24 protein-coding genes, 2 tRNA genes and 1 pseudogene are annotated in these 26,444 nt (G+C 71.7%); 9 read left to right on the forward strand and 18 right to left on the reverse strand.

The genetic code is table 11. The annotated features are described in order from the left end of the window. Both DEU31_RS00005 and soxR read right to left on the reverse strand, forming a co-directional pair. A pseudogene (locus DEU31_RS00005) lies at positions 1 to 101 on the reverse strand (superoxide dismutase); the annotation flags it as partial. 131 nt (positions 102 to 232) lie between these two features. Continuing rightward, positions 233 to 709 carry a redox-sensitive transcriptional activator SoxR gene (gene soxR, locus DEU31_RS00010; protein WP_029360893.1) on the reverse strand — a complete coding sequence of 159 codons (477 nt, stop codon included), beginning with the start codon at positions 707 to 709 and terminating at the stop codon, positions 233 to 235. Positions 710 to 820: 111 nt separating this feature from the next. Here soxR and fdxA point away from each other — a divergent pair, with 111 nt between their 5' ends. Then, the gene (gene fdxA, locus DEU31_RS00015; protein ID WP_010551989.1) at positions 821 to 1,150 is read left to right on the forward strand and encodes a ferredoxin; all 330 of its coding nucleotides are present in this window, start codon (positions 821 to 823) and stop codon (positions 1,148 to 1,150) included. 58 nt (positions 1,151 to 1,208) lie between these two features. Here the strand turns inward: fdxA and DEU31_RS00020 are convergent, their stop codons facing one another. Then, positions 1,209 to 1,874 (reverse strand): hypothetical protein, encoded by a 666-nt coding sequence (locus DEU31_RS00020; protein WP_133674892.1) that lies wholly within the window; start codon positions 1,872 to 1,874, stop codon positions 1,209 to 1,211. Beyond that, complete coding sequence (locus DEU31_RS00025) at positions 1,871 to 2,263, reverse strand: hypothetical protein (RefSeq protein ID WP_010551991.1); 393 nt, start codon at positions 2,261 to 2,263, stop codon at positions 1,871 to 1,873. Before DEU31_RS00025 ends, DEU31_RS00020 begins: the two co-directional genes overlap by 4 nt. Positions 2,264 to 2,491: 228 nt before the next feature. Between DEU31_RS00025 and DEU31_RS00030 the strand changes: the two genes are divergently transcribed. After that, positions 2,492 to 2,773 (forward strand): hypothetical protein, encoded by a 282-nt coding sequence (locus DEU31_RS00030; RefSeq protein WP_010551993.1) that lies wholly within the window; start codon positions 2,492 to 2,494, stop codon positions 2,771 to 2,773. Positions 2,774 to 3,321: 548 nt separating this feature from the next. Next, positions 3,322 to 5,175 carry a DUF222 domain-containing protein gene (locus tag DEU31_RS00035; protein ID WP_133674894.1) on the forward strand — a complete coding sequence of 618 codons (1,854 nt, stop codon included), beginning with the start codon at positions 3,322 to 3,324 and terminating at the stop codon, positions 5,173 to 5,175. Positions 5,176 to 5,192: 17 nt separating this feature from the next. On the opposite strand, the gene DEU31_RS00040 is transcribed toward DEU31_RS00035, so the two are convergent. Further along, entirely contained in the window at positions 5,193 to 5,579 is a 387-nt protein-coding gene (locus DEU31_RS00040) for a barstar family protein (RefSeq protein ID WP_010551995.1), read from the reverse strand. A 126-nt stretch (positions 5,580 to 5,705) separates the two neighbouring features. On the opposite strand from DEU31_RS00040, the gene DEU31_RS00045 reads away from it, so the two are divergent. Beyond that, a complete protein-coding gene (locus DEU31_RS00045) occupies positions 5,706 to 6,110 on the forward strand; it encodes a MerR family transcriptional regulator (RefSeq protein ID WP_133674896.1) in 405 nt (134 codons plus the stop codon). A gap of 18 nt (positions 6,111 to 6,128) precedes the next feature. On the opposite strand, the gene DEU31_RS00050 is transcribed toward DEU31_RS00045, so the two are convergent. The 3 genes from DEU31_RS00050 to aceA form a co-directional block, all read right to left on the reverse strand. Next, entirely contained in the window at positions 6,129 to 7,610 is a 1,482-nt protein-coding gene (locus DEU31_RS00050) for an Hsp70 family protein (RefSeq protein WP_133674898.1), read from the reverse strand. Positions 7,611 to 7,724: 114 nt separating this feature from the next. Further along, entirely contained in the window at positions 7,725 to 9,410 is a 1,686-nt protein-coding gene (gene aceB / locus DEU31_RS00055) for a malate synthase A (protein WP_133674900.1), read from the reverse strand. 154 nt (positions 9,411 to 9,564) lie between these two features. Continuing rightward, positions 9,565 to 10,902 carry an isocitrate lyase gene (gene aceA / locus DEU31_RS00060; protein ID WP_133674902.1) on the reverse strand — a complete coding sequence of 446 codons (1,338 nt, stop codon included), beginning with the start codon at positions 10,900 to 10,902 and terminating at the stop codon, positions 9,565 to 9,567. Between the two features lie 167 nt (positions 10,903 to 11,069). Between aceA and DEU31_RS00065 the strand changes: the two genes are divergently transcribed. Beyond that, positions 11,070 to 12,743, forward strand: a complete 1,674-nt coding sequence (locus DEU31_RS00065) for a helix-turn-helix domain-containing protein (RefSeq protein ID WP_133674904.1) — start codon at positions 11,070 to 11,072, stop codon at positions 12,741 to 12,743. Positions 12,744 to 13,010: 267 nt separating this feature from the next. Here the strand turns inward: DEU31_RS00065 and DEU31_RS00070 are convergent, their stop codons facing one another. Further along, complete coding sequence (locus DEU31_RS00070; RefSeq protein ID WP_133674907.1) at positions 13,011 to 13,703, reverse strand: SDR family NAD(P)-dependent oxidoreductase; 693 nt, start codon at positions 13,701 to 13,703, stop codon at positions 13,011 to 13,013. Between the two features lie 33 nt (positions 13,704 to 13,736). Next, positions 13,737 to 14,366, reverse strand: coding sequence for a LysE family translocator (locus DEU31_RS00075; RefSeq protein WP_133674909.1), 630 nt, complete (start codon positions 14,364 to 14,366; stop codon positions 13,737 to 13,739). Positions 14,367 to 14,529: 163 nt separating this feature from the next. On the opposite strand from DEU31_RS00075, the gene DEU31_RS00080 reads away from it, so the two are divergent. Then, positions 14,530 to 14,958 carry an Lrp/AsnC family transcriptional regulator gene (locus DEU31_RS00080; RefSeq protein ID WP_053918947.1) on the forward strand — a complete coding sequence of 143 codons (429 nt, stop codon included), beginning with the start codon at positions 14,530 to 14,532 and terminating at the stop codon, positions 14,956 to 14,958. A 24-nt stretch (positions 14,959 to 14,982) separates the two neighbouring features. Here DEU31_RS00080 and DEU31_RS00085 read toward each other — a convergent pair whose 3' ends face one another. Continuing rightward, the gene (locus tag DEU31_RS00085; RefSeq protein WP_133674911.1) at positions 14,983 to 16,215 is read right to left on the reverse strand and encodes a nucleoside permease; all 1,233 of its coding nucleotides are present in this window, start codon (positions 16,213 to 16,215) and stop codon (positions 14,983 to 14,985) included. 165 nt (positions 16,216 to 16,380) lie between these two features. On the opposite strand from DEU31_RS00085, the gene DEU31_RS00090 reads away from it, so the two are divergent. Beyond that, the gene (locus DEU31_RS00090; protein WP_133674913.1) at positions 16,381 to 17,517 is read left to right on the forward strand and encodes a sugar phosphate nucleotidyltransferase; all 1,137 of its coding nucleotides are present in this window, start codon (positions 16,381 to 16,383) and stop codon (positions 17,515 to 17,517) included. A gap of 83 nt (positions 17,518 to 17,600) precedes the next feature. Here the strand turns inward: DEU31_RS00090 and DEU31_RS00095 are convergent. The 4 genes from DEU31_RS00095 to DEU31_RS00110 form a co-directional block, all read right to left on the reverse strand. Beyond that, positions 17,601 to 17,676 (reverse strand) — tRNA-Ala (locus DEU31_RS00095). 41 nt (positions 17,677 to 17,717) lie between these two features. Then, positions 17,718 to 17,888, reverse strand: a complete 171-nt coding sequence (locus tag DEU31_RS00100) for a DLW-39 family protein (protein WP_133674915.1) — start codon at positions 17,886 to 17,888, stop codon at positions 17,718 to 17,720. Positions 17,889 to 17,909: 21 nt separating this feature from the next. Beyond that, positions 17,910 to 17,983 (reverse strand) — tRNA-Ile (locus tag DEU31_RS00105). A 170-nt stretch (positions 17,984 to 18,153) separates the two neighbouring features. Beyond that, positions 18,154 to 18,984, reverse strand: a complete 831-nt coding sequence (locus tag DEU31_RS00110; RefSeq protein WP_133674917.1) for a hypothetical protein — start codon at positions 18,982 to 18,984, stop codon at positions 18,154 to 18,156. A gap of 211 nt (positions 18,985 to 19,195) precedes the next feature. On the opposite strand from DEU31_RS00110, the gene DEU31_RS00115 reads away from it, so the two are divergent. Then, positions 19,196 to 19,651 carry a GNAT family N-acetyltransferase gene (locus DEU31_RS00115; RefSeq protein ID WP_133674919.1) on the forward strand — a complete coding sequence of 152 codons (456 nt, stop codon included), beginning with the start codon at positions 19,196 to 19,198 and terminating at the stop codon, positions 19,649 to 19,651. A gap of 49 nt (positions 19,652 to 19,700) precedes the next feature. Next, positions 19,701 to 20,180, forward strand: a complete 480-nt coding sequence (locus DEU31_RS00120; RefSeq protein WP_133674920.1) for a YbaK/EbsC family protein — start codon at positions 19,701 to 19,703, stop codon at positions 20,178 to 20,180. A gap of 400 nt (positions 20,181 to 20,580) precedes the next feature. On the opposite strand, the gene DEU31_RS00125 is transcribed toward DEU31_RS00120, so the two are convergent. From DEU31_RS00125 to gyrB, 3 genes are all read right to left on the reverse strand, one after another. Next, positions 20,581 to 21,135: a DUF3566 domain-containing protein gene (locus DEU31_RS00125; protein WP_010552009.1), complete on the reverse strand. Its 555-nt coding sequence runs from the start codon at positions 21,133 to 21,135 to the stop codon at positions 20,581 to 20,583. Between the two features lie 3 nt (positions 21,136 to 21,138). Further along, positions 21,139 to 23,904, reverse strand: coding sequence for a DNA gyrase subunit A (gyrA, locus tag DEU31_RS00130; RefSeq protein WP_166649395.1), 2,766 nt, complete (start codon positions 23,902 to 23,904; stop codon positions 21,139 to 21,141). 186 nt (positions 23,905 to 24,090) lie between these two features. Beyond that, a complete protein-coding gene (gyrB, locus tag DEU31_RS00135) occupies positions 24,091 to 26,220 on the reverse strand; it encodes a DNA topoisomerase (ATP-hydrolyzing) subunit B (RefSeq protein ID WP_166649396.1) in 2,130 nt (709 codons plus the stop codon). Between the last annotated feature and the right edge of the window lie 224 nt (positions 26,221 to 26,444).

Here is a 26,444-nt window from a genome sequence, read left to right on the forward strand (position 1 = left end):
GCGTGGTGCTTGGAGTGGTGCAGCTCCATGATCTTCCCCGAGATCGAGGGATCCAGCGCGCCGTAGTCGTAATCGAGATCGGGAAGCGTGTACTCCGTCATGATCAGTCCTTCCTTTCGTCGAACCCCGCCGGTCCGCCCGACGAGCAACAGCTCGACCATAGAACCTCAGGTCCGCTTGAAGGCAAACCCATGCGTCTTGCTCCGCCACCAGCGGACGCAGAGCGCCGCGCTCACGCCTCGTCGTCGTCCTCGATGACGTCCTCGAGCCGGCGGGGCCCGGCGCCGGTCGCGGCGAGCGCGTCGTCGGGGTTCAGCAGCGCGCAGGCCTTCAGCGAGAGGCAGCCGCAGCCGATGCAGCCGGTGAGCTCGTGCTCGAGCCGCTCGATCGCGCGTCGACGCTCCTCGAGGGTGCGGCGCCAGCGGCGGGAGGCCCGCTGCCATTCGGCGTGGGAGGGCGTGCGGTCCATGGGGACGTCGCCGAAGGCGGCGCCGACGTCGGCCAGCGGGATCCCGAGTCGCTTGGCGACCGAGACCAGGGAGACGCGGCGCAGCATGTGCCGGGCGTAGCGGCGCTGGTTCCCGGCGGTGCGCACGGAGGCGATGAGCCCCAGGTCCTCGTAGTAGCGCAGGGCGCTCGCGGCGACGCCGGTGCGTCGGCCCATCTCGCCGATGGTCATGAGCTCCTCGGGCTCGTGGGGCGCGTTCATGCGCATAATCTCCCTCCGCCTTGACCTCAAGTGCACTTGAGATCCTACGGTGCTGGCAGCACTGCGGGAAGAGCCCGCACCGCCCCACCGCTCCTGGGAGGACCGCATCCGATGACCTACGTGATCGCCCTGCCCTGCGTCGACGTGAAGGACCGCGCCTGCGTCGACGAGTGCCCCGTCGACTGCATCTACGAGGGCAGCCGGATGCTCTACATCCAACCTGACGAGTGCGTGGACTGCGGCGCCTGCGAACCGGTCTGCCCGGTCGAGGCGATCTTCTACGAGGACGACACCCCCGACGAGTGGGCGGAGTACTACAACGCCAACGTCGAGTTCTTCGACGAGCTCGGAGCGCCCGGCGGCGCGGCGAAAATGGGCGTCATCGAGAAGGACCACCCGCTGGTCGCGGCGCTGCCGCCGCAGGAGAACCCGCTGGAGTGAGGTCAGCGTGCCCGGCGTGGTGCCGCGGAGCGGGCCCGGCGGGGCGCTCGTCGCGCGCTCAGTGTTCGTCCTGTCGGGCCCTCGTCCTCTTGAGGTGTCGTGTGAGCTCGGCGTCGGTCGCGGCGCTCCCCGGCAGGTCCCGGAACCCGGCCTGGGCGAAGGCCCCGCCGCCATCCGCCTCGGGACGCCACCAGACCCCTGACTCCTCGAGGCGCAGCAGGGCGACCGTCCGCCTCCCGATCACGCGGCAGGTGAGGCCGCGGTCCAGGTCCGCCGTGGCCATGGTGACCGCGGCATCGCCCCCGCCGTAGTCATAGCCCTCCGGGCACCCCACCGTCCAGGGGCCGATGTCGACCTCGATCTCGTCCTCCTCGTCGACGGGCTCCTCGGCGTGTCGGACGACGACCGGAAGCTCCGCCGCGGCGTCCGAGGTGAGCGTGACGTCACCGCCCTCTCCGGCATGGCGGGCCACCTCGGCGGAGCACCGCGAGAGGATCGCTGCCGCGACGAACTCGCGGCTCGTCTCCGCATCGGGCCGTCCAACGAGGACGACCCCGGTGTCGGGCAGGCGCACACGGGGCTCTCTCCTCACCGTGGCCAGGATCTCCTGCACGACCCAGGCGACGGCAACACCTGCAACGACGAGGATCAGCATGACGAGCAGAAGAGGTGCGAGCACGATGAAGAGCACGGCGTTGTCGAGCCCGGCGAGCAGCCGCCTCACGCCAGCTCACCTGCCGCCCGCCCAGGCCGCGCACGGAACATCCACGCAGGGCGCTCCCGCACGCCGAAGGGCCAGCCCGGGCGCTCCCGGATGAGCTCGAACCCCAGCCCGCGGATCTCCTGGCGGAACCCGCGGTACTCGGCCTCCAGCTGCTTCGCGAGCTCCGGCGCGACGGGTGGAGGCTTCTCGGAGAAGTACTCGCCGTACGCACCCTCCATCTCCTCGCCCCACGCGTGGATTCGCGCGACGAGATCGGCGGGGAGCAGCTCCTCGACATCCGGCAGGTCGTCGCCCTCCGTGTCGGCCGACCAGTCCAGCAGCACTGAGTAGTCCCACACGAAGCGGAGGCGACGCGGCGCGTCCCCTTCTGCCCGTCGGAGTGCGTTCATCCCGGCTCCTGGTCGTCATCGACTCGTCCCGAGCTCGGCGCACCATGGCGCCCCGGCTCGTCCCAGCGGAGCGTACTGCCTTCGCCGCGGGCCGTGAGCACGTTGCGCGCCTGCGCGGGCACCGCCTGACGCACCTCCTCGGGTCCGAGCACCTTCGCCGTGCCCGGCAGCACTGCGCGCAGGTGCGCCACCCGGAGCAGATCGCACACTCCCCTCTACGATGCGTGCATGGACGATGCCCGTCCGCCCCGACGCGGGCGGCGCTCCCCCGGGGACCTCTCCCTCGCCCTCGGCCTGATCGCGCTGCTCTGCGCCCTGATCCCGATCATCGGCGACGTGCTCGCCATGCCGCCCGGTCTCGCCGCCGTCGTCCTGGGATACGCCGGGGTCAGCCGTCACGACCGCGGTCTCGAGCACCGCGCGCTGCCCGCCTATGCCGGCGCGGCACTCGGCGCGATCGCGCTGCTCCTCGTGGCGGTCTCGCTCATCGCCACGCACGACACCGCCTGAGGCCGACGGGACGGCTCCGACCTGCACCCGCCCCGCGAGGCGCCGGGGCGGGGGTGGGAGCGCTCGCGCGGACGGGCTCGGGGTGCTCGCGCAGCGTTCACGACCGCTTCGCATGTCCGTGCGATTCATTCTCGACGACGACTCGTCCATTCCGCGGACTGCATCTTCGTCGATACTTGCAATGCAACCGGCGGACGTGCCTCTCGAATTCTTTCCGAGCCCCCGATGACGACCGCTCCTGCCCCGTGAACAGGGCGGTCTCTCCGAGCCCCATTCCCCTCCGCCTCTCGCGGACAGCCTCCCACGCAGTTCCGACAGTCGACATCCGTCCAGGCAAACGGACCGGGAAGCCCGGACCGTCGCCCGTCGGAGCAAGCTCGCCGTCCGCGCTCTCCTGACGCACCTCCCGCCGCTGCCGCCGCGTCCGGACGGGACCACCCTCCCCACCGTTCCTCCACGCACCATGCTCTTCCACATTCTGTGCACATCTGTGGAGGGGTCTCCACAGATCTCTTCCCTCTATCCGACAGAGATGCGATACTGGTCACATGACAGAGGATCCGCAGCGACGCGACGCCACCGGGGAGGCCGACGACGGCCACCACCAGGTGCACGACGCCCCGCCCGCGGACGTACCCGTGCGTGTGGAAGAGAGAGCGGTCCTCGTCGGAGAGGTCGATGTCGCGGCGGCCCGGGCAGCCCTCATGACGCTCGGCGTGCAGGGCTCCCCGTCGCTCGACCGTCTGTCCGTGGCCGAGACCAAGGCGCTGCTGTCGAGCATCGTCGGGATCGAAGCTGCTCTGGATGCGGTGCGAGCTCGTGCGCTGGTGCGCCTCGAGGCCGCGGTGAAGGAGGACTGCCTGCAGCGCGAGGAGAGCCCGCGCCAGGCGATGCAGGTCGCCCGCTCCGAGGCGTCGCGGATGCTCAAGGAGTCGCGGTCCGTGGCCGGTCGGAGCCTGGCGACCTGCCGGCGACTGGTCCAGAGCATGCCGGGCATGCTCACCGCCCTGGCCGAGGGCACGCTGAACCCCCGCTCGGTGCACACCGTCGGCACGGCGATGGGGCCGGTGCCGCCGCATGTGCGGGAACTGGTCGACACGATGCTCACCGCGCAGCTCCCCGACCTGCAGGACTGCGGCACCCGGGAGATCTCCGACCACGTCGCGCGGATGCTCCATGCGCTGGATCCGGAGGGGGCGGCGGAGCGCCACCGTCGGGCGATGAAGGACCGGCACGTCACGATCACGCGCGAGGACCACGGCATGGCCTCCGTGCGGGCGCTGATCCCGGCGATCGACGCCGCCCGGATCCGGAAGGGGCTGTCCGTCGCGGCGGAGGGAGCCCGCGCCGCCGGCGACCGGCGCGGCCACCAGCAGATCATGGCGGACATGTTCGCCGACGCCCTGGTCGGCCGGGGCGACGGCATCGATCCGACCACCCTGGACATCGGGATCATCATCACCGACCGGTCCCTGCTCGCCCCGGCGCACGCCGATGCGGCGACGATCGAGGGATTCGGGCCGGTCCCCTACGACCACGTCCGCGAGGCGATGCTGCGGGCCGTGGACTCCGGGAACGAGGACACCGACCTCGCGCTGACGATCCGGAACCTCTACGCCGACCTCGACGTCGGCCAGCTCGTCGGTGTCGAGGCGAGGTCCAGAGCCTTCCCCGCCTCCCTGAGGCGCTTCCTCACGCTCGCCCATCAGACCTGCCGGGCACCGTTCTGCAATGCCCCGATCCGCCAGATGGACCACATCGTGCCCTGGTCGCAGGGCGGTGCGACCAGCCTCGACAACGGGAACGGCACCTGCGGCGGGGACAACCAGAAGGAGGAGTCCGGGGAGAGCGTCCGCGTCATCCACGACGAGGACGGGACGCGGCGCACGGTCGAGTGGACCACCCGCTACGGCCAGAAGTCGCGGCGGGGCGGCATCAACTTCGACCCGGTCGGCACCTACCGACGGCAGCGCCGGCGTCAGCTGGCGGAGTCCGGGAGCGCGGGCCTGCCCGCGCCTCGCGCCGCAGACTCTTCCACCTCTGCCCGCCCTGCTCTCCCCGCAGCCACCGCCGTCGACGGCGTCCCGCTGTCCGCTGCCGAGACTCCTCCCGTCGTCGAGGGCTCCCTCGTGACGGCGACCCCGCCCGTCGCATCGCCCCACGGCACCGGAGCGACCGGAGAGGAACCAGCGTTGGACGAGGGCTCGTCGGCGAAGGGATGGTCGACGATCTACCGCGCCTTCGACCGCCTGCAGCTGCGGATCACGGACCTGCCGATCATCCGGCCCCGCCCTGTCAGCGACGGCGTTCTCGTCCTGCTGGACGACATGGCGGGGGGCAGTGCTCCAAGACCGTCGCAGCCACCTGGACCGACGGACGCTCCCGAGCCCCCAGCGCACTGATCCGGAGACCGCACAGATCAGGCGAGGACGAGCTCGATCCGGGGATGGTCCGCGAACACCTCGAGCACCGTGTCGAAGTACGTCGGCCCGCCCTCCGCCTCCAGCCGATCCAGCTTCCGACGCGCGATCGCCTGATCGAAGCGTGGATCCTCGAGCTTCGCCAGCAGCTGTGCACGCGTGACCTCCACGCCGAGCGCCTCCGCGGACGCGGCGTGCTCCGCCCAGATCACCCGCGCCTCCTCCGCGTCATGCAGTGCGCCGTAGCCGCCGCGCAGCATGTCGTCCAGCGCATCGAGGCTCGGCCCGAGCCGCCAGTCCTCCCCGGCCATGAACACCCTGTTGATCTCGTCGTAGAACGAGGGGATGTCGCAGATGCGGAGGCCATCGAGGCGCAGGGTCAGCATGGGGACAGTCTCTCCCGACGGCGTCGATGCACCATGCAGCGGAGCGGGGCGTCACATCCATGTCATTTATCGCGACACGCCTCTGAACTGCACGATCTGATGCCGACTCGGACATACTGTGGCGCCATGACCGCTGTTGACACCCGTGTGAAGCCTGCTGCGAGCACCGGTGCTCCCGCACGCTTCGGCATCGGCGAGCTGTCCGCGCGCACCGGCGTGAGCGCCCGCTCGCTGCGCTACTACGAGGAGCAGGGCCTGCTGACCCCGGCCCGCACCGCCGCCGGCCACCGACGCTTCGACGCCGAGGCGATGGACCGGGTGCTGCTCGTGCAGCGGCTCTTCGCCGCCGGCCTCACGAGCACCGAGATCGCGCCGCTGCTGCCGCCGCTGCTCGGAAGGCACGACGGCGGGGCCGACGGGATCGACTCGCTGCGCACCCACCGCCGGGAGCTCGAAGGACGGATCGCCCGCCTCCGCGACACGGCGGAGATCCTCGACGAGGTGCTCGAGGAGTTCCCCGGCGCTCGCTGAGCGCGCCCGCCCCCGCCGTCACCCCCGCCGGGCGAGGCCGTACTCCCGGCTGAACCCGCTGTCCAGGTCCGTGATCCGCAGCGTCACCGCGCCTGAGGGGTGCAGCTCGTAGAGCTCCTCGATGCGGGGCCCGCCCTCGCGGCGCGTCACCTCCACCTCGGCGAGCGCCGCCTCGTCGAGCGAGCGCAGCGCCGGATCGAAGGGGAAGAGCACGTCCGCGAACGGGACCAGGTCCCCGCGCGGCTCCCCGCTCGCATCCAGCGCCGCATGCTCCACGAAGCGGAACCAGCCCAGGTCATGCGCGGCGGTGTAGCTCCGGGTCACGGTGGTGGCGCTGGTGGTCGGCAGCGGCGCGTCGGGGGTGAGGACCTGGTCGAAGGTGACCCCCTCCCCCGCTCTGACCTCGCGGAACACGCCGATGCCGCGGGAGAGCCGGTCGGCGAGGGTGACGCCGAAGTCCGGGTCCGCGGCGATCGCGAGGCCGATCGCGGTGGAGGCCGCCGGGTACGGGGAGCGGTGCACGCGGCGGCCGAAGCGCTCGCGCAGCATCCGTCCCACCAGCGGCAGACCGGACCCGCCGCCGACGAGATAGATCCCGGCGATGCCGGACTCCGTATCGAGCTCGCCCACCAGCGGGGCCATGACCTCGAGGGTCCGCTCGATCAGCGGCGCGGCCGCGGCGTAGAAGTCCTCGACCGGGAGGATCACGGGGTCGTGCTCCTCGCCGAGGTCGATCATCATCCGACGCGTCTGCGGCAGCAGACGCTCCTTCGCCGCGCGGCACTCCTCGCGCAGCGCGTCCACGGCAGGCGCCCCGAGCTCCTCCACGGTCAGCCCTGCCCGCTCCAGCACCAGCTCGAGCAGCACCTGGTCGACGTCGTCGCCGCCGAGACGGCTGACGCCGTGGCTGCCGAGCACGGCGTGCCCGCCGCCGTCGGCCTCCACCAGCGAGCTGTCGAAGGTGCCGCCGCCGAGGTCGTAGACCGCGATGCGGGTGCGTCGGGCGGTGAGGCTGCGGGACTGGTGGTGGGTGTACTCGAAGCCGGCCGCGGAGGGCTCGTTGAGCAGGGCGACCACGTCGGTGCCGGCGCGCCGGAAGGCCTCGAGCGTCATGATCCGCTGGGCGGAGTGGGCGTGGGCGGGGACCGAGGCGGCGACCTGGCCGACCGGGACCGGCAGCGCCTCCCGCACCGCGGTGAGATAGGCGGTCATGAGGTCCAGCAGCAGGTGCTCGCGCCCGCCGAGCCGGATCGTCGTGCCGGGATGGGTGCCCGCATCGCCGAGCAGGCGCTTGAAGGAGCGCAGCTGAGGGGCGCCGGCGCGGGCGGCGCGCTCCGCCTCGAAGCCGTGGACGAGCTGCCCGTCGACCTCGGCGATCACGGAGGGGAAGTGGCCGTGCTCGTCCCCGTCGGGGTCGGTGAACGGGAGGACGGGATAGTTGCCGCGGTCCACGCCCGCCGCGATGGTGCGGGTGGTGCCCATGTCGATGCCGATGCGCATGGCCTGAACATAGCCGGGTCGGCGCACGGGTGTCCGATCTGTCCGGAACGCTCGACCGAGCACCCTCCGGACCTCACCCGTGCGCCGACCCGGCGCACCGTCACCTCCTGTCCATCACCCCAGGTGGCGCTCGTACGCGCCGTTGGTGAGGAAGGCGGGGAACTCCTCGCCGAGGACCGCCTCCTTGAGCAGCTCGGCCGCCTCGGGGAGGCGGCTGCCCTGCTCGGTGTCGAGCTCGAGCACGGCCCGGTCGATGAAGTACTCGACCCTCTCCCGCGTCACCGGCATCCCCTCGTCGGTGAGCATCCCCTGGGTGATCCACTGCCACAGCTGCGAGCGGGAGATCTCCACGGTCGCGGCGTCCTCCATCAGGTGGTCGATCGCGACCGCGCCCGAGCCGCGCAGCCAGGCGTCCAGATACCGCAGGGAGACGCGGATGTTCTGCCGGATCCCCTGGGCCGTGATGGCCCCGCCCTCGACCTCGAGGTCGAGCAGGTCCTCGGCGGTCACATGCACGTCCTCGCGCAGCCGGTCCACCTGGTGCGGACGCTCGCCCAGGACCGCGTCGAACTCGGCCTGCGCGGCGGGCACCAGGTCCGGATGCGCCACCCAGGTGCCGTCGAAGCCGTCGCTCGCCTCGCGCTGCTTGTCCTCGGCGACCATGACCAGCGCCTGCCGCGTCACCTCCAGGTCCCGGCGGTCGGGGATGAAGGCGCTCATCCCGCCGATCGCGTGCGCGCCGCGGCGGTGGCAGGTCGCGACCAGCAGCTCGGTGTACGCCCGCATGAACGGCACGGTCATCGTCAGCTGCGAGCGGTCCGGGAGCACGCGGCGTCGGCCCCGGTCGCGGAACATCTTGATGATCGAGAAGAGATAGTCCCAGCGCCCCGCGTTCAGCCCCGCGCAGTGATCGCGCAGCTCGTAGAGGATCTCCTCCATCTCGAAGGCCGCGGGCAGGGTCTCGATGAGCACGGTCGCGCGGATCGTGCCGTGCTCGATCCCGAGCCGGCGCTCGGCGGTGGCGAACACCTCGTCCCACAGCCGCGCCTCGAGATGGGACTCGAGCTTGGGCAGGTAGAGGTAGGGGCCGGAGCCGCGCTCGATCAGCTCGCGCGCGTTGTGGAAGAGGTACAGCCCCGCGTCGACCAGCGAGGCGGAGGCCCGCATCGAGCGGCCGTCGGCCCGCACCCAGCGCAGATGCTGCTCGGGCAGGTGCCAGCCGCGGGGCCGGAACACGATCGTCGCCGTCTCCTCGGCCAGGCGGTACTCCTTGCCGTTCTCGCCGGTGAAGTCGATCTGCCGACGGATCGCGTCGTGCAGGTTCAGCTGCCCGTCAATGACGGCGTCCCAGGTGGGGCTCAGCGCGTCCTCGTGGTCGGCGAGCCACACCCTCGCCCCCGAGTTCAGGGCGTTGATCGTCATCTTCCGATCGGTGGGGCCGGTGATCTCGACGCGTCGGTCCTCGAGGCCGGGCCCGGGGCCGGCGACGCGCCAGCTACGGTCCTCGCGGATCGCACGGGTGGCGGGGAGGAAGTCGAACATGGCCCCGCCCGCGATGGACTCCCGGCGCAGGGTGCGGGCGGTGAGCAGCTCGGTGCGTCGGCTCGCGAAGCGGTCGTGCAGCAGGGCGAGGAAGTCGAGCGCCTCGGGGGTGAGGATCTCCTCGAAGCGGGGCCCCAGAGGGCCGACGACCTCGAGGCGTCCGCGCGGGGTGCTGCGGTCGGGGGCCGACGGGTCGGTCGAGGTGCCGGCGGCGGGGCGCTGCTCGGAGAGGGGGCGGCGGTAGTCGATGAGGGTCATGGCGAGGTCCTTCCGGGACACGTGGCTGGTCAGGATGGTCGTTGGGGTCCGGCGCGGGGTGGCGGGCCGAGGGGACGGGTCAGGTGGACGCTGGTTCTTCGCCCGGGGGCGGCGGGGTCTCCGCTCGCGGCCCCGGGGACGGGGCCGACGGCGCTCAGTGGAACTGGGCCGTCTCGGTGGAGCCCGCGAGGGCGAGCGTGGAGGAGGTGGGGTTCAGGGCGGTGGCGACCCGGTCGAAGTAGCCGGTGCCCACCTCGGCCTGGTGGCGATGGGCGGTGAAGCCGTGCTCGGCGGAGGCGAACTCGGCCTCCTGCAGCTCGACGAAGGCGCTCATCTGCCGGTCGCGGTAGCCGCTGGCCAGCTCGAACATGGCGTGGTTCAGGGAGTGGAAGCCGGCCAGGGTGATGAACTGGAATGCGTAGCCCATCGCGGCGAGCTCGCGCTGGAAGCGGGCGATCTGCGCATCGTCCAGGTGCCGCTTCCAGTTGAAGCTCGGCGAGCAGTTGTAGGCGAGCTTCTGGTCCGGGAACCGCGCATGGATCGCCTCGGCGAAACGGCGGGCGAGCTCGAGGTCCGGTGTCGAGGACTCGACCCACAGCAGGTCCGCGTACTCGGCGTAGGCGAGGCCCCGCGCGATGACGGGCTCGATCCCGGGGGTGACCTCGTAGAAGCCCTCCGCGGTGCGCTCCCCGGTGAGGAAGGGCCGGTCGCGCTCGTCGACGTCGCTGGTCAGCAGGGTCGCGGCGAGCGCATCGGTGCGCGCGATGATCACCGTCGGGGTGCCGGCGACGTCCGCGGCGAGACGAGCGGCATTCAGGGTGCGCACGTGCTGGGAGGTCGGGACGAGCACCTTCCCGCCCAGGTGGCCGCACTTCTTCTCGCTCGCCAGCTGGTCCTCCCAGTGCACGCCCGCGGCGCCCGCCTCGATCATCGAGCGCATCAGCTCATAGGCGTTCAGGGCGCCGCCGAAGCCGGCCTCGGCGTCGGCGACGATCGGCGCCTGCCAGTCGCGGCTGGTGGTGCCGGTCTCGGCGAACTCGATCTGTCCGGCGCGCAGCAGCGCGTTGTTGATCCGGCGCACGACGGAGGGGACGGAGTTGGCGGGGTAGAGCGACTGGTCGGGGTAGGTCTGGCCGGAGAGGTTGGCGTCGGCGGCGACCTGCCAGCCGGAGAGGTAGATGGCCTTCAGCCCGGCGCGGACCTGCTGGACGGCCTGGTTGCCGGTGAGCGCGCCGAGGGCGGAGATCCAGGAGCCGGGGTTCTCGTCGTTCTCGCGGATCATCTCCCAGAGGCGCTCGGCGCCGCGGCGGGCGAGGGTGTGCTCCTCGCGGACGGGGCCGGTGAGGGAGAGGACGTCCTCAGCGCTGTGGTCGCGGCGGACCCCCGACCAGCGCGGGTCGATCTCCCAGTCGCGGGCGAGCTCCTCGGCGGTCATGGTGGGGTCCCCGGGGCGGGTGGTGCTGCGCGGGGCGGAGGGGGTCGGGGTGGTCATCGTCGGCTCCTCGGGCTGCTCCGGCGGCCGGTGGGGCTGCCGTCCTCGACGAACTTCGTCGAGTGGTCACACTCTTGCCGCCCCGCAACGCCCTCAGAAGACCCGATCCGAAAGAACTTCCGCCATATTTCTGTTCTTCAGAAGTTATCTGTGTCACTCTGGTCCGCATGACCGCTCAGCCCCGCACCTCCGGCCGACGCCCCGACGACGCCGCGCGACGGCTCGCTGCCGGCGCCCCCGGCTCCGGCACGGGCGACCGCCGGCCCGTCGGCCGCCCCTCCCCCGCGGCCGGCGGGCCCGCGCCCGGCGCACCAGCACCCGGCGCGCTCGCGCCCGATCCCGACGACGACGTTGACCCGCTGCTCATCGGCCGACGGATCCGTGCCGCGCGCACCGCGAGAGGCCTCTCCCTCGCCGAGCTCGCCGCGGCCCTGGACCGCGCCCCTTCGCAGCTGTCCGTGATCGAGAACGGCAAGCGCGAGCTGCGCCTCGGGGAGCTGCGCCGCATCGCGCGCGTGCTCGAGGTGGGGGTCGAGGACCTGCTGGACCCGGAGCCCCCGTCGCGTCGGGCGGCGCTCGAGATCGCGCTCGAGAAGGCGCGGGCCGGAGCCCTGTACCAGGGGCTCGGCCTGCCGGACCTGCCCGTGCGCAAGTCCCTCTCCGACGCGGCGATCGAGACGATCCTGACCCTGCACGAGGAGCTGCGGCGCCTGCACGAACAGCGGGCGGCGACCCCCGAGGAGGCCCGGCGCGTCAACGGGCAGCTGCGCCAGGAGCAGTCCGAGGCGGGCAACTACTACCCCGCCCTCGAGGAGACGGCGAGGGACCTGCTGGCCCGGATCGGGCACAGCGGCGGCCCGCTCTCGCACCGCAAGGTCTCGCTGCTGGCCGAGGAGCTCGGCTTCTCCCTCCACTCGGTGCCGGACCTCCCTCACTCGGCCCGCTCGATCACCGATGCGTCGTCGATGCGGATCTACCTGCCGCTCGGGCGCGACGCGGCCGATCCCCGCACCACGGTGCTGCAGGCCCTGGCCGCGCACGTGCTGGGGATGGACGAGCCCGCGGACTACGGCGAGCTGCTGCGCCAGCGGGTGGAGGTGAACTACCTGGCTGCGGCGATGCTGGTGCCGGAAGCGGGGGCGAGCGAGCTCCTGCAGCGGGCGAAGGCGCAGCGGGAGCTGTCGGTCGAGGATCTGCGCGACGAGTTCGCCGTGACCTACGAGCTGGCCGCGCACCGCTTCACGAACCTCGCCACCCATCACCTCGACATCCCGGTGCACTTCCTGAAGGTGCACTCCTCGGGCGCGATCGTGAAGGCGTACCAGAACGACCACGTCCGCTTCCCGACCGATGCGCTCGGCGCGGTGGAGGGGCAGCTGGTGTGCCGCTGGTGGAGCGCGCGGCGGGTGTTCCGCTCAGAGGACCGGATGCGGCAGTACAGCCAGTACACCGACAAGCCCGGCGGCACCTACTGGTGCACCTCCCGCATCGAGTCCGGCTCCGGTGGGGAGTTCTCCATCTCGGTGGGCACCGACTTCGCGCACACGAAGTGGTTCCGGGGCCGGGAGACGAGCGTGCGTCACTCCTCGAGCTGCCCCGACCCGGACTGCTGCCGGCGCCCCGCGCCCGAGCTGGTCGAGCGCTGGCACGGCTCGGTCTGGCCGGTCGCGCGCCTGCACGCCTCGCTGCTCGCCGCGATGCCGACGGGCACCTTCACCGGGGTGGACCGGGTGGCGATGCTCGAGTTCCTCGAGCGGCACGCGCCCTCGACCGAGGGGAAGACCAGTGGGGAGCCGAAGGGCGGGGCCGGCCCCGCGTCATCGGTGCCGCCGCGAGGGTGAGGATCTCCGGGCTCGTCGGGCCGTCGCCCTGCGCCCCAGCTCCAGCCCCAGGCACCTCACCTCGGCGTCGATGAGCACGTCGCCGGCGACGCTCGCCCGGTCAGCGGGAGCATCGATGCCCGCCGCGACGAGCAGCACCGGCCCCCGCATAGGCGTTCGGCGCAGCGCACCGCGCTGCGGGGACGTGCTCGGGCCGCACCCCGCGGGGCAGGTCGCCGCTGTGACCGTCCGCGGATCACGCGGGCTTGCGCGCCATCGGACGCCTGCTCACCAGGACAGCTCGCGGCGGGGCCGGACGTGGATGTCCGTGAGCTGCACGTCCTCGCTCGCGGTGATGGCCATGACCACCGCCCTCGCGACGGAGGAGGGACGGATCAGCTCACCCCGGTCGACGTCCCCGCCGAACATCGGGGTGTCCGTGGGGCCGGGGTACACGGTCGAGACCCGCACCCCGTTCCCCTCCTCCTCGGCGCGCAGGCCGTTCGCGAGCGCCCGGAGCGCGTGCTTGCTCGCGGCGTACGGGGCGTTGCGGGGACGGGCGGCGGTGCCGGCGCCCGAGTTCACGAGCACCACGGTGCCGCGCGCGTCGCGCAGGGCGGGCAGGGCGTGCCGGACGAGCGCCGCACCGGCGGTGACGTTGAGGGCGAAGACCCGCTCCCAGTCCGCATCGGCCGTGTCCTCGACCCGGGTCGACGGGGAGATCCCGGCGGCGTGGACCAGGGCGTCCACACGGTCGGGCACGAGCGCGGCGAGGTCGCCCGTGAGCAGGTCCGCGGCGCGCGGGGTGATCAGCGCGGAGGCGTCCTCGAGCTGCGCGAGGGCCTCCCGGTCGCGGCCGACGGCGATCACCCTCGAGCCGAGCTCGGCGAGCTGCAGGGCGACTTCGCGGCCGATCCCGCTGGTCGCGCCGGTGACGAGAGCCGTGCGAGGGGTGGTGCTGTGCTGGTCGGCGGTTGTCATGCGTCCAGTCTGCTGCCGACCGGCGGCGCGGGTCTAGCCGTGCACGACCCCCATCACCAGCAGCACCGCGAGCGCGCCGTAGACGGTGCCGGCCGCGCCGTCGAGCAGGTAGCGCACGCGCGGGCGGCTGAGCACCGCGTCGCGGAAGAGCCCCGCGGCGCTGCCGATCGCGAGGTCGGTGAGCAGGCCGGTCAGCTGCAGCAGCAGGCCCAGCATGAGGATCTGCGCGAAGGGGTTCTCCCCGGAGCCGCCCGTCGTGCCCAGGAACTGGGGCAGGAAGGCGACGAAGAACAGCGCGATCTTCGGGTTGGTGATGTTGACGACGAAGCCGCGGCGGAAGACGTTCGGCACGACCGAGGCCTCCGCGAGCGGGGCGCCGGCGCGGCGCCAGGTGGTGATCGCGAGGAAGGCCAGATAGCCGGCGCCGGCCAGCCGGATCGCGTCCAGCGCGGCCGGCAGCTGGGTCAGCGCGACGCCGAGCCCCGTCGCCGCGACGAGCACCCAGATCGTCATCGCCGAGGTGACCCCGAAGGCGCCCTGGACGGCAGCGCGCCTGCCCTGGTTGATGCCGGTGGCGACCATGAACGCCATGTCCGGGCCGGGAGTCACGAGGATGACCGTGACGGCCAGCAGGAAAGCGGGCAGGACGGACACGTCGAGCACTTCTCACCACCTTGATCTCACTGCGGGAGGAGCTCCCGGAATCACGCCCTCACCTGGGCCGACAGTGACTCTAGGAGGCGGCGATGCGGCGTCGCAATGATCGAGATGCCGGGCAGAACGGCGGGAGGTCGAGCAGTCTGCTGGGCGGTATTAGGCTGTCTGCGTGCTCGACGATCTCGACTACCGCCTCATCGCCCTCCTCCGCGCGAACAGCCGCACCCCGGTGGCCGTCCTCGCCCGGGAGCTCGGGGTCAACCGCTCCACCGTCACCTCGCGGATCGACCGCCTCGTGGACAACGGCGTGATCGAGGGGTTCACGATCCGGGTCAGCGGCGACATCGAGCACGACTCGGTCCAGGGCGTGATGCTGGTCGCGACCGAGAACAGCCGCAGCCCCGAGATCGTGCGAGAGCTGCGCGGCTATCCGGAGCTCGAGCAGTTCCACTCCACCACCGGCACCTGGGACCTGGTGCTGCAGATCCGGGCACGGAACCTCGCCGAGTTCGACCTCGTGCTGGAGCGGGTCCGGGCGATCCCGGGCGTGCGCACCACGCAGACGAACCTGCTGTTCAGCTCGCTGCGGACGGTGTAGAGAGGGGATCGTGCAGGGCGGCCCTCAGGTCCCCTGCGACACTTCCGCCGCCTCGACCGTCTCCCGCTCCCGGAAGAGCGCGGCGAAGAACAGCGCGACGCCGACGGCGAGCGCCGCCGGGATGAGCCAGATGGTGCGCCAGTCGTGGGCGCCGTCGGCCGCGAGGAAGGCGTCGACGATCGGGCCGGAGATCAGGGAGCCGATCAGCAGGCCCACGCCGTAGGTCGCCAGCGAGATCAGGCCCTGGGCGGCGCTGCGCACGTGCTTGGGGGCGAAGCGGTCGGTGTAGATCTGCCCTGCGACGAAGAAGAAGTCGTAGCAGACCCCGTGCAGCACGAGGCCGATGATCACCAGCCACAGCAGGGAGCCGGCGTCCCCGAAGGCGAACAGGGCATAGCGCAGCGCCCAGGCGAGCATGCCGATCAGCAGCGTCCGCTTCACGCCGAGCTTCCTCAGCATCAGCGGCATGACCAGCAGGAACAGCGCCTCGGAGACCTGGCCGAGGGACTGCACGGCCGCGGCCGACTGCACCCCGATCTCGTTGAGGTAGAGGTTGGTGAAGTTGTAGTAGAACGCCAGCGGGATGCAGATCAGGATCGAGGCGAGGAAGAAGACCAGGTAGGAGCGGGACTTCAGCAGCGCGAGGGCGTCCAGGCCCAGCACGTCGCGGACGGTGACGCGGCCCTGGCCGGGTTCGGGCGGGGTGTGCGGGAGTGTGAAGGCGTAGACGCCCAGCAGCGCCGAGCCGATCGCGGCCATGACGAAGGTGTTCTCGAGCGCTCCCCCGGCCTCCCAGCCGAGCCAGCCGATGAGCAGCCCTGCGACGATCCAGCCGATGGTGCCGAACACGCGGATCGCCGGGAACTGCCGCTCCGGGCTGGTCAGGCGGCGGAAGGAGATCGAGTTCGCGAGCGCGAGCGTCGGCATGAACGAGATCATCGCCAGCAGCGCGAACACGAAGAACGCCCCGAACTCGCCCTGTCTGCCGGCGAGGAAGAGCATCACGGCGCTGAACAGGTGCAGGACACCGAGGATGCGCTGCGCGGCGAACCAGCGGTCCGCGATCAGGCCCACGATGAAGGGGGCGAGGATCGCGCCGAGGGACTGGGTGAGGAAGGCCAGGGCGATCTGGCTGCCGCTCGCACCGAGATCCGCGGCGAGGTACGTGCCGAGCGTGACGAACCAGGCGCCCCACACGAAGAACTCCAGGAACATCATCGTCGAGAGTCGGAGGCGGATGACGGGGTCGAGTGTCATGCCTGGAGAATCTAGCCGACCGTCCTCCGGAACGGGAGGGGGCGCGGACAGGGACTCCGCGCGACCGGGTCGCGGTCCGGCGGCGTCTCCGCGGGGCAGCCGACGGGCTGGACCCGCCGGTCGGTACACTCCCCCCTCGCGCGTCGCGGCCGTACCCTGGCCCGTATGCGCATCCCCCGCACCCTCGCGATCGTGCTCGCCGGCGGACAGGGCTCCCGGATGGGAGCGCTCACCGACGAGCAGGCCAAGCCCGCCCTCCGCGTGGGCGGCTCCTACCGGCTGATCGACATCGCCCTGTCCAATCTCGCCAACAGCCACCTCTCGGCGGTGTGGGTGGTCGAGCAGTATCTCCCGCACTCGCTGAACGAGCACCTGTCGGCCGGTCGGCCCTGGGACCTCGACCGCACCCACGACGGGCTGCGCACCCTCACCCCCTTCGAGGGCGCCGAGGGCGAGGGCTTCGCCACCGGCAACAGCGACACCCTGTGGCGGCAGAAGGAGCTCATCGCCGAGTTCGCCCCGGAGATCGTGCTGGTGCTCAGCGCCGATCACCTCTACACGATCGATCTGCTGGACGTGCTGGACACGCACGCGGCCGCCGACGCCGAGCTCACCATGGTCACCACCCGCCTCCCGCATGACGCCTCCCGCCACGGCGTGGTGCGCACCGGGGAGGGCGGCATCGTCGAGGAGTTCTGGTACAAGCCGGAGGACCCGCCCACCGATCTCGTCGCCACCGAGATCTTCTGCTTCAACGCCCCCGCGCTGCTCGAGGCCCTGAAGACTCTGCCGGAGCGGGTCGGCGAGCTGCAGGACTGGGGCGACGACCTCATCCCCCACTTCGTCGAGCGGCACCGGACCGTCGAGCACCGCCTCGAGGGGTACTGGAGGGACATCGGCACCCTCGCCTCGTACTGGGCGGCGCACATGCACCTGCTCGACGGCGACGGCGTGACCCTCGACGATCCCGACTGGCCGATCTTCTCCGCCCAGCCTCAGCTGCTGCCCGCCCGCATCCGGGACGGCGCCGCGGTGAGCACCTCCCTGCTCGCCCAGGGCAGCGACGTGGCCGGCAGCGTGACCCGCAGCGTGATCAGTCCCGGCGCGGTCGTCGAGGCCGGTGCCGAGCTGGTGGAGTGCGTCGTCCTCGACGGTGCGCACGTGGGCGCCGGAGCCCGTCTGCGCGGCTGTCTCGTGCAGGACGACGCGCAGGTCCCGCCCGAGGCCCGTCTCGGCGCCGACGACGTCGTCACGCTCGTCGGCGTCGACGGTACGGTCGCGGAGACGACGGCGCGGGAGTAGGCCGGCCCGAGTCGACGGCGGTGCGGACACGGCCGGACACGCAGAAGGCCCCTCCCGGGGGAGGGGCCTTCGTCTGTCCTGCCTGGTGGAGACTAGGGGGGTCGAACCCCTGACCTGAAGCTTGCAAAGCTACCGCTCTACCAACTGAGCTAAGTCCCCGTGGGTGGTGCCGATCGTACTCGCTGCGGCACCGGTGCGGATCAGGAGTGCTGCGTCTGCTTCCGCGCCGCCATGTCCTGCTCGACGGAGACGCGCTCCGCCTCGTTCCACAGATCGTTGCGGATCCGGTCGGACTCGACCTTCCGCCAGGTGAGGATCCCCGCGACGGCCGTGGTGAGCACGACAGCGGTGGTCGCGATGAACTTCTTCATGAGTTCCTCCGATCCTCGAAGTGGGCCTAGCTGGACTTGAACCAGCGACCTCTGTCTTATCAGGACAGCGCTCTAACCGACTGAGCTATAGGCCCGTGCTGGGTGATCTCCGAAAAGTTCCCGGGGATCTCCGCCGACGCACAACGTTACCCCGAGCCTGGTCGCCTCGTCCAACCGACCGGGGCGGTTGTTCGCGAGGTCACAGTATCGTGGCCGGCTCCACGCTTCCTGATCGTCGGGGCGCCGAGGGGCGGTCCGCCGAAGCTCAGGGCCGCGGCAGCCCGTCGCCGGCAACGAGGCCGTGCTCGCGGGCGAGGCCCCGCACCACCTCGGGGTCCGCAGCGAGACGGGCGCAGATCTCCGCCGCCGCGCCGATGAGCCGCTCGTCGCCGGTGAGGGCGTGGAGCTCGTCGAACAGCTCCTGCTGCCGGTGCCGCAGCGGGATCGGCACCCCGTCGCGGGCCAGCACGCCCCACCGTGAGGCGTAGACGTCCACGTGCGCCGGCCGCTCGCCCGTCGCGAGCGCGAGCGGGACGTCCGCGGCCTCCAGCCGCAGACGGTCGTAGTTCGGCTCAGTCCGGTCGACGACGGCCAGCTGCTCCTCGTCGAACCAGGTCGCGACCAGCTCCATCCGCTCCCCGTCGGCGCGGTACGGAGCGGCGGGCAGGTATCCGGGCGCGGCGCTGCTCGGGACATGGCCGACGGCGAGGCCGTGCACGGTGCAGCGCACGAAGGGCGTGGTCACGTCGATGTCGCGCCCCGAACGGCGGTACTTCCGGGCGATGGTCCAGGGGGTCTGGTTGGAGCCGACGGCGAGGACGAGGGTCCGCTCGGCCAGCGGCGCGGCGCCTGCGGCGGCGAGTACCTGCTCGATCGCGGCGCGGTCCACGAGCGGGGTGACCTGGTCCTCCGCCGGCTGCGCGGGGACAGCGGAGTCCTGGTGCGAGCCGGCGTCGTCGGCGCCCCCGTCCGCGCCGGGCTCGAGGTCCACCACCCCGTCGGCCAGCAGCAGCGCCGAGGTCGCCGACGGCCCGAGCCACGGGTACTCCTCGGGGGCGACGGTGCTCGGCAGGGAATCGGGAGGCGCGAGGGACATCCCTCGACCGTAGCGCGGCGCCCGCGAGCCCCCCCAGGTCTGCGCGACCGCGCTCACGTCCGCCGCCGGCACCCGACCGCGCGCCGACGACCCCGCCCGCCCTCGTGGCCGTCAGGACACCGCCCTCGGGCCCGACGGGACACGGCCCTCGGCAGCGACGGGACACGGACCACGCCACCGGCGCGCGACGTCCGGATCCACAATGACAGACATGACGCGCCCCTCCCCGCTCCCCGACGGCTACGAGTTCTCCGCCGACACCGCACGGATCGACACCGGCCGCGTGCACCGTCTGCTGGCAGAGCACACTCCCTGGGCCGAGGGTCGGACCCTCGAGGCGCAGCGGGCGATCGTCGCCGGTTCCCGGAACTACGGCCTCTACGCACGATCCCGTGAGGAGAGCGGCCGCGGTGAGCAGGTCGCCTACGCCCGGGTCGTCACCGACGGCGTCACCTTCGCCTGGCTCGCCGACGTGATCGTGGATCCCGCGCACCGGGGACGACGACTGGGCGCCGCCCTGGTCGACCGCATCCTCGAGGACCTGGACACGATGGGGCTGAAGCGGATCGTGCTGAAGGCGTCCGAGGCGGGCAGACCGCTGTACGAGCGGGCGGGCTGGACGCCGCTCGAGGGCCCCGACGACTGGATGGAGCTGCGCTCCCGGTGACTGCGCTCCCGGTGACTGCGCGCCCGGGGTCGGGGCCTACGCTGGCTCCATGAGCGAGCAGCGTGCGACCGATGCCCTGGCGGCCCTGGGTCTGCCCCACGAAATCACTCGACACGGGAGGGTCGGCTCCCTCGCGGAGGCCGCCGCGGCCCGCGGCGTCGAGCCCCGCGACATCGTCAAGACCCTCGTGGTGCGACGCGGCGAGGGCGACTACCTCTTCGTGCTGGTGCCCGGCGACCGGGAGATCTCCTGGCCGAAGCTGCGCGCGCTGCTGGGCGTGAACCGCCTGTCGATGCCGGACAAGGAGGTCGCGAAGGAGGTCACCGGCTACGAGCGCGGCACGATCACGCCCTTCGGCGCGACCACGGCCTGGCCGGTGGTGGCCGACGCGTCCCTGGCCGGGGATCCCGAGCGACGCATCTCGATGGGCGCCGGCGCGCACGGCGTCGCCGCGACCGTCCCCGCCGAGGAGACCCTCGCCCGCCTCGACGCCCAGGTCGCCGACGTCACCGAGCTCCAGCAGCCCTGACCCCGGGCTGACGGAGAGGTTCTGCGCCCCTGACGACTCATGTCGGCCCCGCTTCGGTCCTGGGGCCGCAGAAGTTGCTCGCAAGGGGCCGCGCCGACCCGAGACGTGGCTTTGTGTCGGAATGAGGGCCCATTCCGCCACAAAGCCACGTCTCGCCGGCCGGCGAGACGGGACACGGGGAGGGACGACGACGTGGGCCCGCCGAGGGTGTGCGGCGGAGCCGGGGCGGGTCCAGGCGCACGCCGACGCCACGTCGCCGGCGGAATCGTCCCGGACACGACGACGCCGCCGGCCTCGGGGAGGCGCGGCGGCGTCGGTGGGGTCATCGGTCCCCGGCGGGCGGACGGGTCCGTGCCCGGCGCGCGGGCAGCACGTGAGCCGTCCCCGCCCGCCCCGGGTTTCACTCGTCGGTGAAGGTCATCTTCAGCCCGCCCAGCAGCGCGGCGACGAGGTTGTAGAGGAAGGCGCCCAGGGTGCCGAGCGCGGTGATGATCACGACGTTCACCACCGCGACGATGGTGCCGTAGCTGGTCATCTTCGAGAAGCTGAAGAACTCCATGAAGGGCAGCGGGTTGCCGCCGTTCAGGTCGCGCCCCAGCTGGTCGACCTTGCCCCACAGGCCGATCGCCTCGACGAGGTTCCACAGCAGCACGACCGCGATCACGGTCGCGATGCCGACGGCGATCGCGACGAGGAAGGACAGCTTCATCACCGAGAACGGGTCCAGGCGGGCCAGGGTCAGGCGCACCCGGCGCGGGCCGCGGCGCTCCTTCTCCGCCCCGCCGGCCGGTGCCGACTTCTTCGGGCTGCGGCTCGCGCCGCGGGCCGCGGAGCCCTTGCCGGAGCCGAGTCCCTGCTCCGACGGCGAGGAGGCGCTGTCGAAGGCCGGGAGCTTCGAGGTGGACTCGGCGGCGTCGGTCTTCCCGGTGCCGGTCCTGGAGTCACTGGTGCTCACGGGTCACTCCTCGTTCTGGTCTGCATCGTCGGGCGAGGTCTCGGACTCGTCAGAGCCTAGAGCATCGCCCGGCCCGCCCTCGGTCGCGGAGGCGGCGGTGTCGGAGATCTCCACATCCTCCTCGCCTCCGGCCTCGTCGGGCGAGGCGGGGCTCACCGCGCTGTCCGCGGACTCCGCACCGCCGTCGCCGGCGTCCTCGAGGACCGGCTTCTCGGCCTCGTCCTCGTCGAGCTCGCTCTCCGGCCCGGTGGTGACCAGCAGGATCCGGTCGCCCTTGTCGGGCTTGGCGAAGGTGACGCCCATGGTGGTGCGGCCCTTCGGCGGCACCTCGGAGACCTTCGAGCGGACCACGCGGCCACGCTCCATCACGACCAGCAGCTCGTCGGTCTCCTCGACGACGGCGGCGCCGGCGAGGTGGCCGCGGTCGTCGGGCAGCTTCGCGACCCGGATGCCCAGGCCGCCGCGGCCCTGGAGGCGGTACTCGTCGACGCTGGTGCGCTTGGCGAAGCCGCCGTCGGTCACGGTGACCACGAAGGTGCCGGGGCGCACCACGTCCATCGCCAGCAGCTGGTCGTCATGGCGGAACTTCATGCCGGTGACGCCGCTGGTGGCGCGGCCGGTCGGGCGCAGCACGTCGTCCGCGGCGGGCATGCGCACGCTCTGGCCGTTGCGGGAGACGAGCAGCAGCTCGTCGTCGCCGTTCACCGCGCGGGCGGCGATCACGCGGTCGGGGCGTGTGCCGTCGATGCCGTCGATGTCGCGCAGGTTGATCGCGATGATGCCGCCGGTGCGGTTGGAGTCGAAGGCGGTCATCGCCGTCTTCTTGACCAGGCCCGACTCGGTGGCGAGCACGAGGTACTCGGCGTCCTCGTAGGAGTCGATCGCGAGGACGGAGGCGATGTGCTCGTCGGGCTGGAAGGCCATCAGGTTCGCGACGTGCTGGCCCTTCGCGTCCCGCGGCGCCTCGGGCAGCTCGTAGCCCTTGGCGCGGTAGACCCGGCCCTGGTTGGTGAAGAACAGCAGCCAGCGGTGGGTGGTCGTGGTGAAGAAGTGCTCGACCACGTCGTCCTCGCGCAGGGACGCGCCGCGCACGCCCTTGCCGCCGCGCTTCTGGGCCCGGTACTGGTCCTCGCGGGTGCGCTTGACGTAGCCGCCGCGGGTGATCGTGACGACCACGTCCTCCTCGGGGATGAGGTCCTCCATCGACATGTCGCCGTGGAAGGGGAGGATCTGGGTCCGACGGTCGTCGCCGTACTTGTCGACCAGCTCGCCGAGCTCCTCGGAGACGATCTGCCGCTGGCGGGCGGGATCGGCGAGGATCGCGGTGTACTCCTCGATGAGGGCCTGGAGCCGGTCGTGCTCCTCGATGATCTTCTGGCGCTCCAGGGCGGCCAGGCGCCGCAGCTGCATCGCGAGGATGGCGTTGGCCTGGATCTCGTCGATCTCGAGGAGGTCGATCAGGCCCGTGCGGGCCTGGTCGACGTCCGGGGAGCGGCGGATCAGCGCGATGACCTCGTCCAGCGCGTCCAGCGCCTTGAGGTAGCCGCGGTAGATGTGGATCTGCTCCTCGGCCTTCCTCAGGCGGAACTTCGTGCGGCGCACGATGACGTCGATCTGGTGCTTCGTCCACTCGCGCACGAAGGAGTCGATCGAGAGGGTGCGGGGCACGCCGCCGGAGAGGGCGAGCATGTTCGCGGAGAAGTTCTCCTGCAGCTGGGTGTGCTTGTAGAGGTTGTTCAGCACCACCTTCGCCACGGCGTCGCGCTTGAGGGTGATGACCAGGCGCTGGCCGGTGCGGCCGGAGGTCTCGTCGGTGATGTCGGCGATGCCCTGGATCTTGCCGAGCTTGACCATCTCCGCGATCTTGCGGGCGAGGTTGTCGGGGTTGACCTGGTAGGGCAGCTCGGTGACGACGAGCGCCATGCGGCCGTTGATCTCCTCGGTGGAGACCACGGCGCGCTGGGTGATGGAGCCGCGGCCGGTGCGATAGGCGTCCTCGATCCCGTCGGTGCCGACGATCGTGGCGCCGGAGGGGAAGTCGGGGCCCTTGATGAACCTCATGCACGCTTCGAGCAGCTCGGGCTTGGTCGCCTCGTGGTTCGTCAGGAGCCACTGGACGGCGTCGGCCACCTCGCGCAGGTTGTGCGGCGGGATGTTCGTGGCCATGCCGACGGCGATGCCGGCGGAGCCGTTGACCAGCAGGTTCGGGAAGCGGGCGGGGAGGACGGAGGGCTCGTCGACGGTGTTGTCGTAGTTGCCCTGCATGTCCACGGTGTCCTGCTCGATGTCGCGGACCAGCTCGAGGGCCAGCGGCGCCATCTTGCACTCGGTGTACCGGGGGGCGGCCGCGCCGTCGTCGCCGGCGGAGCCGAAGTTGCCCTGGCCCAGGATCAGCGGGTAGCGCATGTTCCAGGGCTGGACCAGGCGGACCATCGCGTCGTAGATCGCGGAGTCGCCGTGGGGGTGGTAGTTGCCCATGACCTCGCCGACGACCTTCGCGCACTTGGAGAAGGAGCGGTCGGGGCGGTAGCCGCCGTCGTACATGGCGTAGACGATGCGGCGGTGGACGGGCTTGAGGCCGTCGCGCACGTCCGGGAGGGCGCGCGAGACGATGACGCTCATCGCGTAGTCGAGATAGGAGCGCTGCATCTCCTGGTTGAGGTCGACCTGGGTGATGCGGTCGACCTCGTCCTCGTCGAGGGGGTCGACGAGCGTGACGGTGCGCGAGGCGGCCTCGTCGGCCGAGAGCTCGCTGGAGCCGTCGGGCATCTCCTGACCGCCGATCCCGGCGCTCTCGGCGGGGGTCGGGGTCTCGGCCGACGGCTGGTCGTCCTCGGGGCCGGTGGGGTCGTTCGGGGTGTCGCTCATGGCGGGGAGGGCCTTTCGGGTGGGGCCGGTGGGTCGTGGGGGTCCCGGGGGCGCGCGAGAGGGGTCGGCGCCGCCCCGGGGCCCCGCTCAGATGTCGAGGAAGCGGACGTCCTTGGCGTTCTCCTGGATGAAGCGACGCCGGGACTCGACGTCGTCGCCCATCAGGACGGAGAAGATGGTGTCGGCGTCGGCGGCCTCGTCGACCGTGACCTGCTTGAGGGTCCGGGTGGCGGTGTCCATGGTGGTGGACTGCAGCTCCTTCCAGTCCATCTCGCCCAGACCCTTGTAGCGCTGGATGCCGTTGTCCTTGGGCATGCGGCGCCCGGCGGACTGGCCGGCGGTGAGGCGCTCGTCGCGCTCCTCGTCGCTGAAGACGTACTCGTGCGGAGCGTTGGACCACTTCAGGCGGTACAGCGGCGGCATCGCGATGAACACGTGGCCCAGCTCGATCAGCGGGCGCATGTAGCGGAACAGCAGCGTCAGCAGCAGGGTGCAGATGTGCTGGCCGTCGACGTCCGCGTCGGCCATCAGGATGATCTTGTGGTACCGCAGCTTGGTCGCGTCGAAGTCCTCGCCGATGCCGGTGCCGAAGGCGGTGATCAGCGAGCGGACCTCCTGGTTGTCCAGCGCCCGGTCCAGCCGCGCCTTCTCCACGTTCAGGATCTTTCCGCGGATGGGGAGGATCGCCTGGGTGCGCGGGTCGCGGCCCTGCACGGCGGAGCCGCCGGCGGAGTCGCCCTCGACGATGAAGATCTCGGACTCGGCGGGGTTGCGGGAGGAGCAGTCGCGCAGCTTGCCGGGCATGCCGCCGGTCTCCAGCGGGGACTTCCGACGGGTCGCGTCGCGGGCCTTGCGGGCCGCCTCGCGGGCCATCGCCGCGGCCTGGCCCTTCATGACGATCGCCTTGGCCTCGTTCGGGTGGGACTCGAACCAGTCGGTGAGCTGGTCGGTCATCACCTTGACCATGAAGGTGCGGGCGATGGTGTTGCCGAGCTTGGTCTTGGTCTGGCCCTCGAACTGCGGCTCGCCGAGCTTCACGGAGATCACCGCGGTGAGGCCCTCGCGGATGTCCTCGCCGGTGAGGTTGGCGTCCTTCTCCTTCAGCAGGCCCTGGGCGCGGCCGTAGCGGTTCACGATCGAGGTGAGCGAGGAGCGGAAGCCCTCCTCGTGGGTGCCGCCCTCGTGGGTGTTGATCGTGTTGGCGTAGGTGTGGACGGAGTCGGTGTAGGCGCCGGTCCACTGCATCGCGACCTCGACGGAGATCTTCGCGTCGGTGTCCTCGGACTCGAAGGAGATGATGTCGGGGTGGATCACCTCGGCGCGCTTGGCCGAGTTGATGAACTCGACGAAGTCCTGCAGGCCGCGCTCGTAGAGGTAGGAGACCGTGCGGGGGCCGCCGGAGGTCTCGCCCTGCTCGGCCTTCTCGGCCTCGAGCTCGACGTCGACCTCCTCGTCCTCCGGGGCCTCGTCGGCGCGCTCGTCGGTCAGCGTGATGCGCAGGCCCTTGTTGAGGAAGGCCATCTGCTGGAACCGCTTGCGCAGCGTCTCGAAGTCGTACTCGGTCGAGTCGAAGATCTCGCCGTCGGCCCAGAAGGTGATGGTGGTGCCGGTCTCGTCGGTCTCCTCGCCCTTCTCCAGCGGGGCCTCGGGGACGCCGCGGGAGTAGGCCTGCCGCCAGACGTGGCCCTGGCGGCGGATCTCGACCTCCATGCGGATGGAGAGGGCGTTGACCACGGAGGAGCCGACGCCGTGCAGGCCGCCGGAGACGGCGTAGCCGCCGCCGCCGAACTTGCCGCCGGCGTGCAGCACGGTGAGCACCAGCTCGACGGCGGGCTTGTTCTCGGTGGGGTGCATGTCCACGGGGATGCCGCGGGCGTGGTCGACGACGCGCACGCCGCCGTCGGCGAGGAGGGTGACCTCGATGGTGTCGCCGTGGCCGGCCATCGCCTCGTCCACGGAGTTGTCGACGATCTCCTGGACCATGTGGTGCAGGCCGCGCTCACCGGTGGAGCCGATGTACATGCCGGGGCGCTTGCGGACCGCCTCGAGGCCCTCGAGGACGGTGATGTCCGAGGCCTCGTAGTGCTCGGGCGCGCGGGCCGCCTTCTCCCCCGCGGTGGTCGGCGCCGGGGCCGACGTCGCCTCGGGGGCCGGTGCTGCGCCGTCCGCTCCCGGTGACGGGTCCGAGGTGCCCTCGGGCAGGTCCTGGTCGGGCATGGGGCGGTCGCTGTCGCTCACCTGATGTGGCTCCTCGCAGTCCGGTCGTCCCTCGGTCGGACGGACCGAGGGTGGTCCGGCGGCACCGTGCGGCGGTGTCCCTGCGGCCCGACGCGTGCGGGATCCGCAGGAGCTCCTCGCGCACGCGCGCGAGCGGCACCCGCAGGCCTCGGCGATCGGGCCGACGGCATCGAGGTGACCGGGCTGCTTCGACCCCGGTCGAC

The sequence above is a fragment of the Brachybacterium sp. AG952 genome (assembly GCF_004362645.1).
In the GTDB taxonomy this organism is placed as follows: domain Bacteria; phylum Actinomycetota; class Actinomycetes; order Actinomycetales; family Dermabacteraceae; genus Brachybacterium; species Brachybacterium conglomeratum.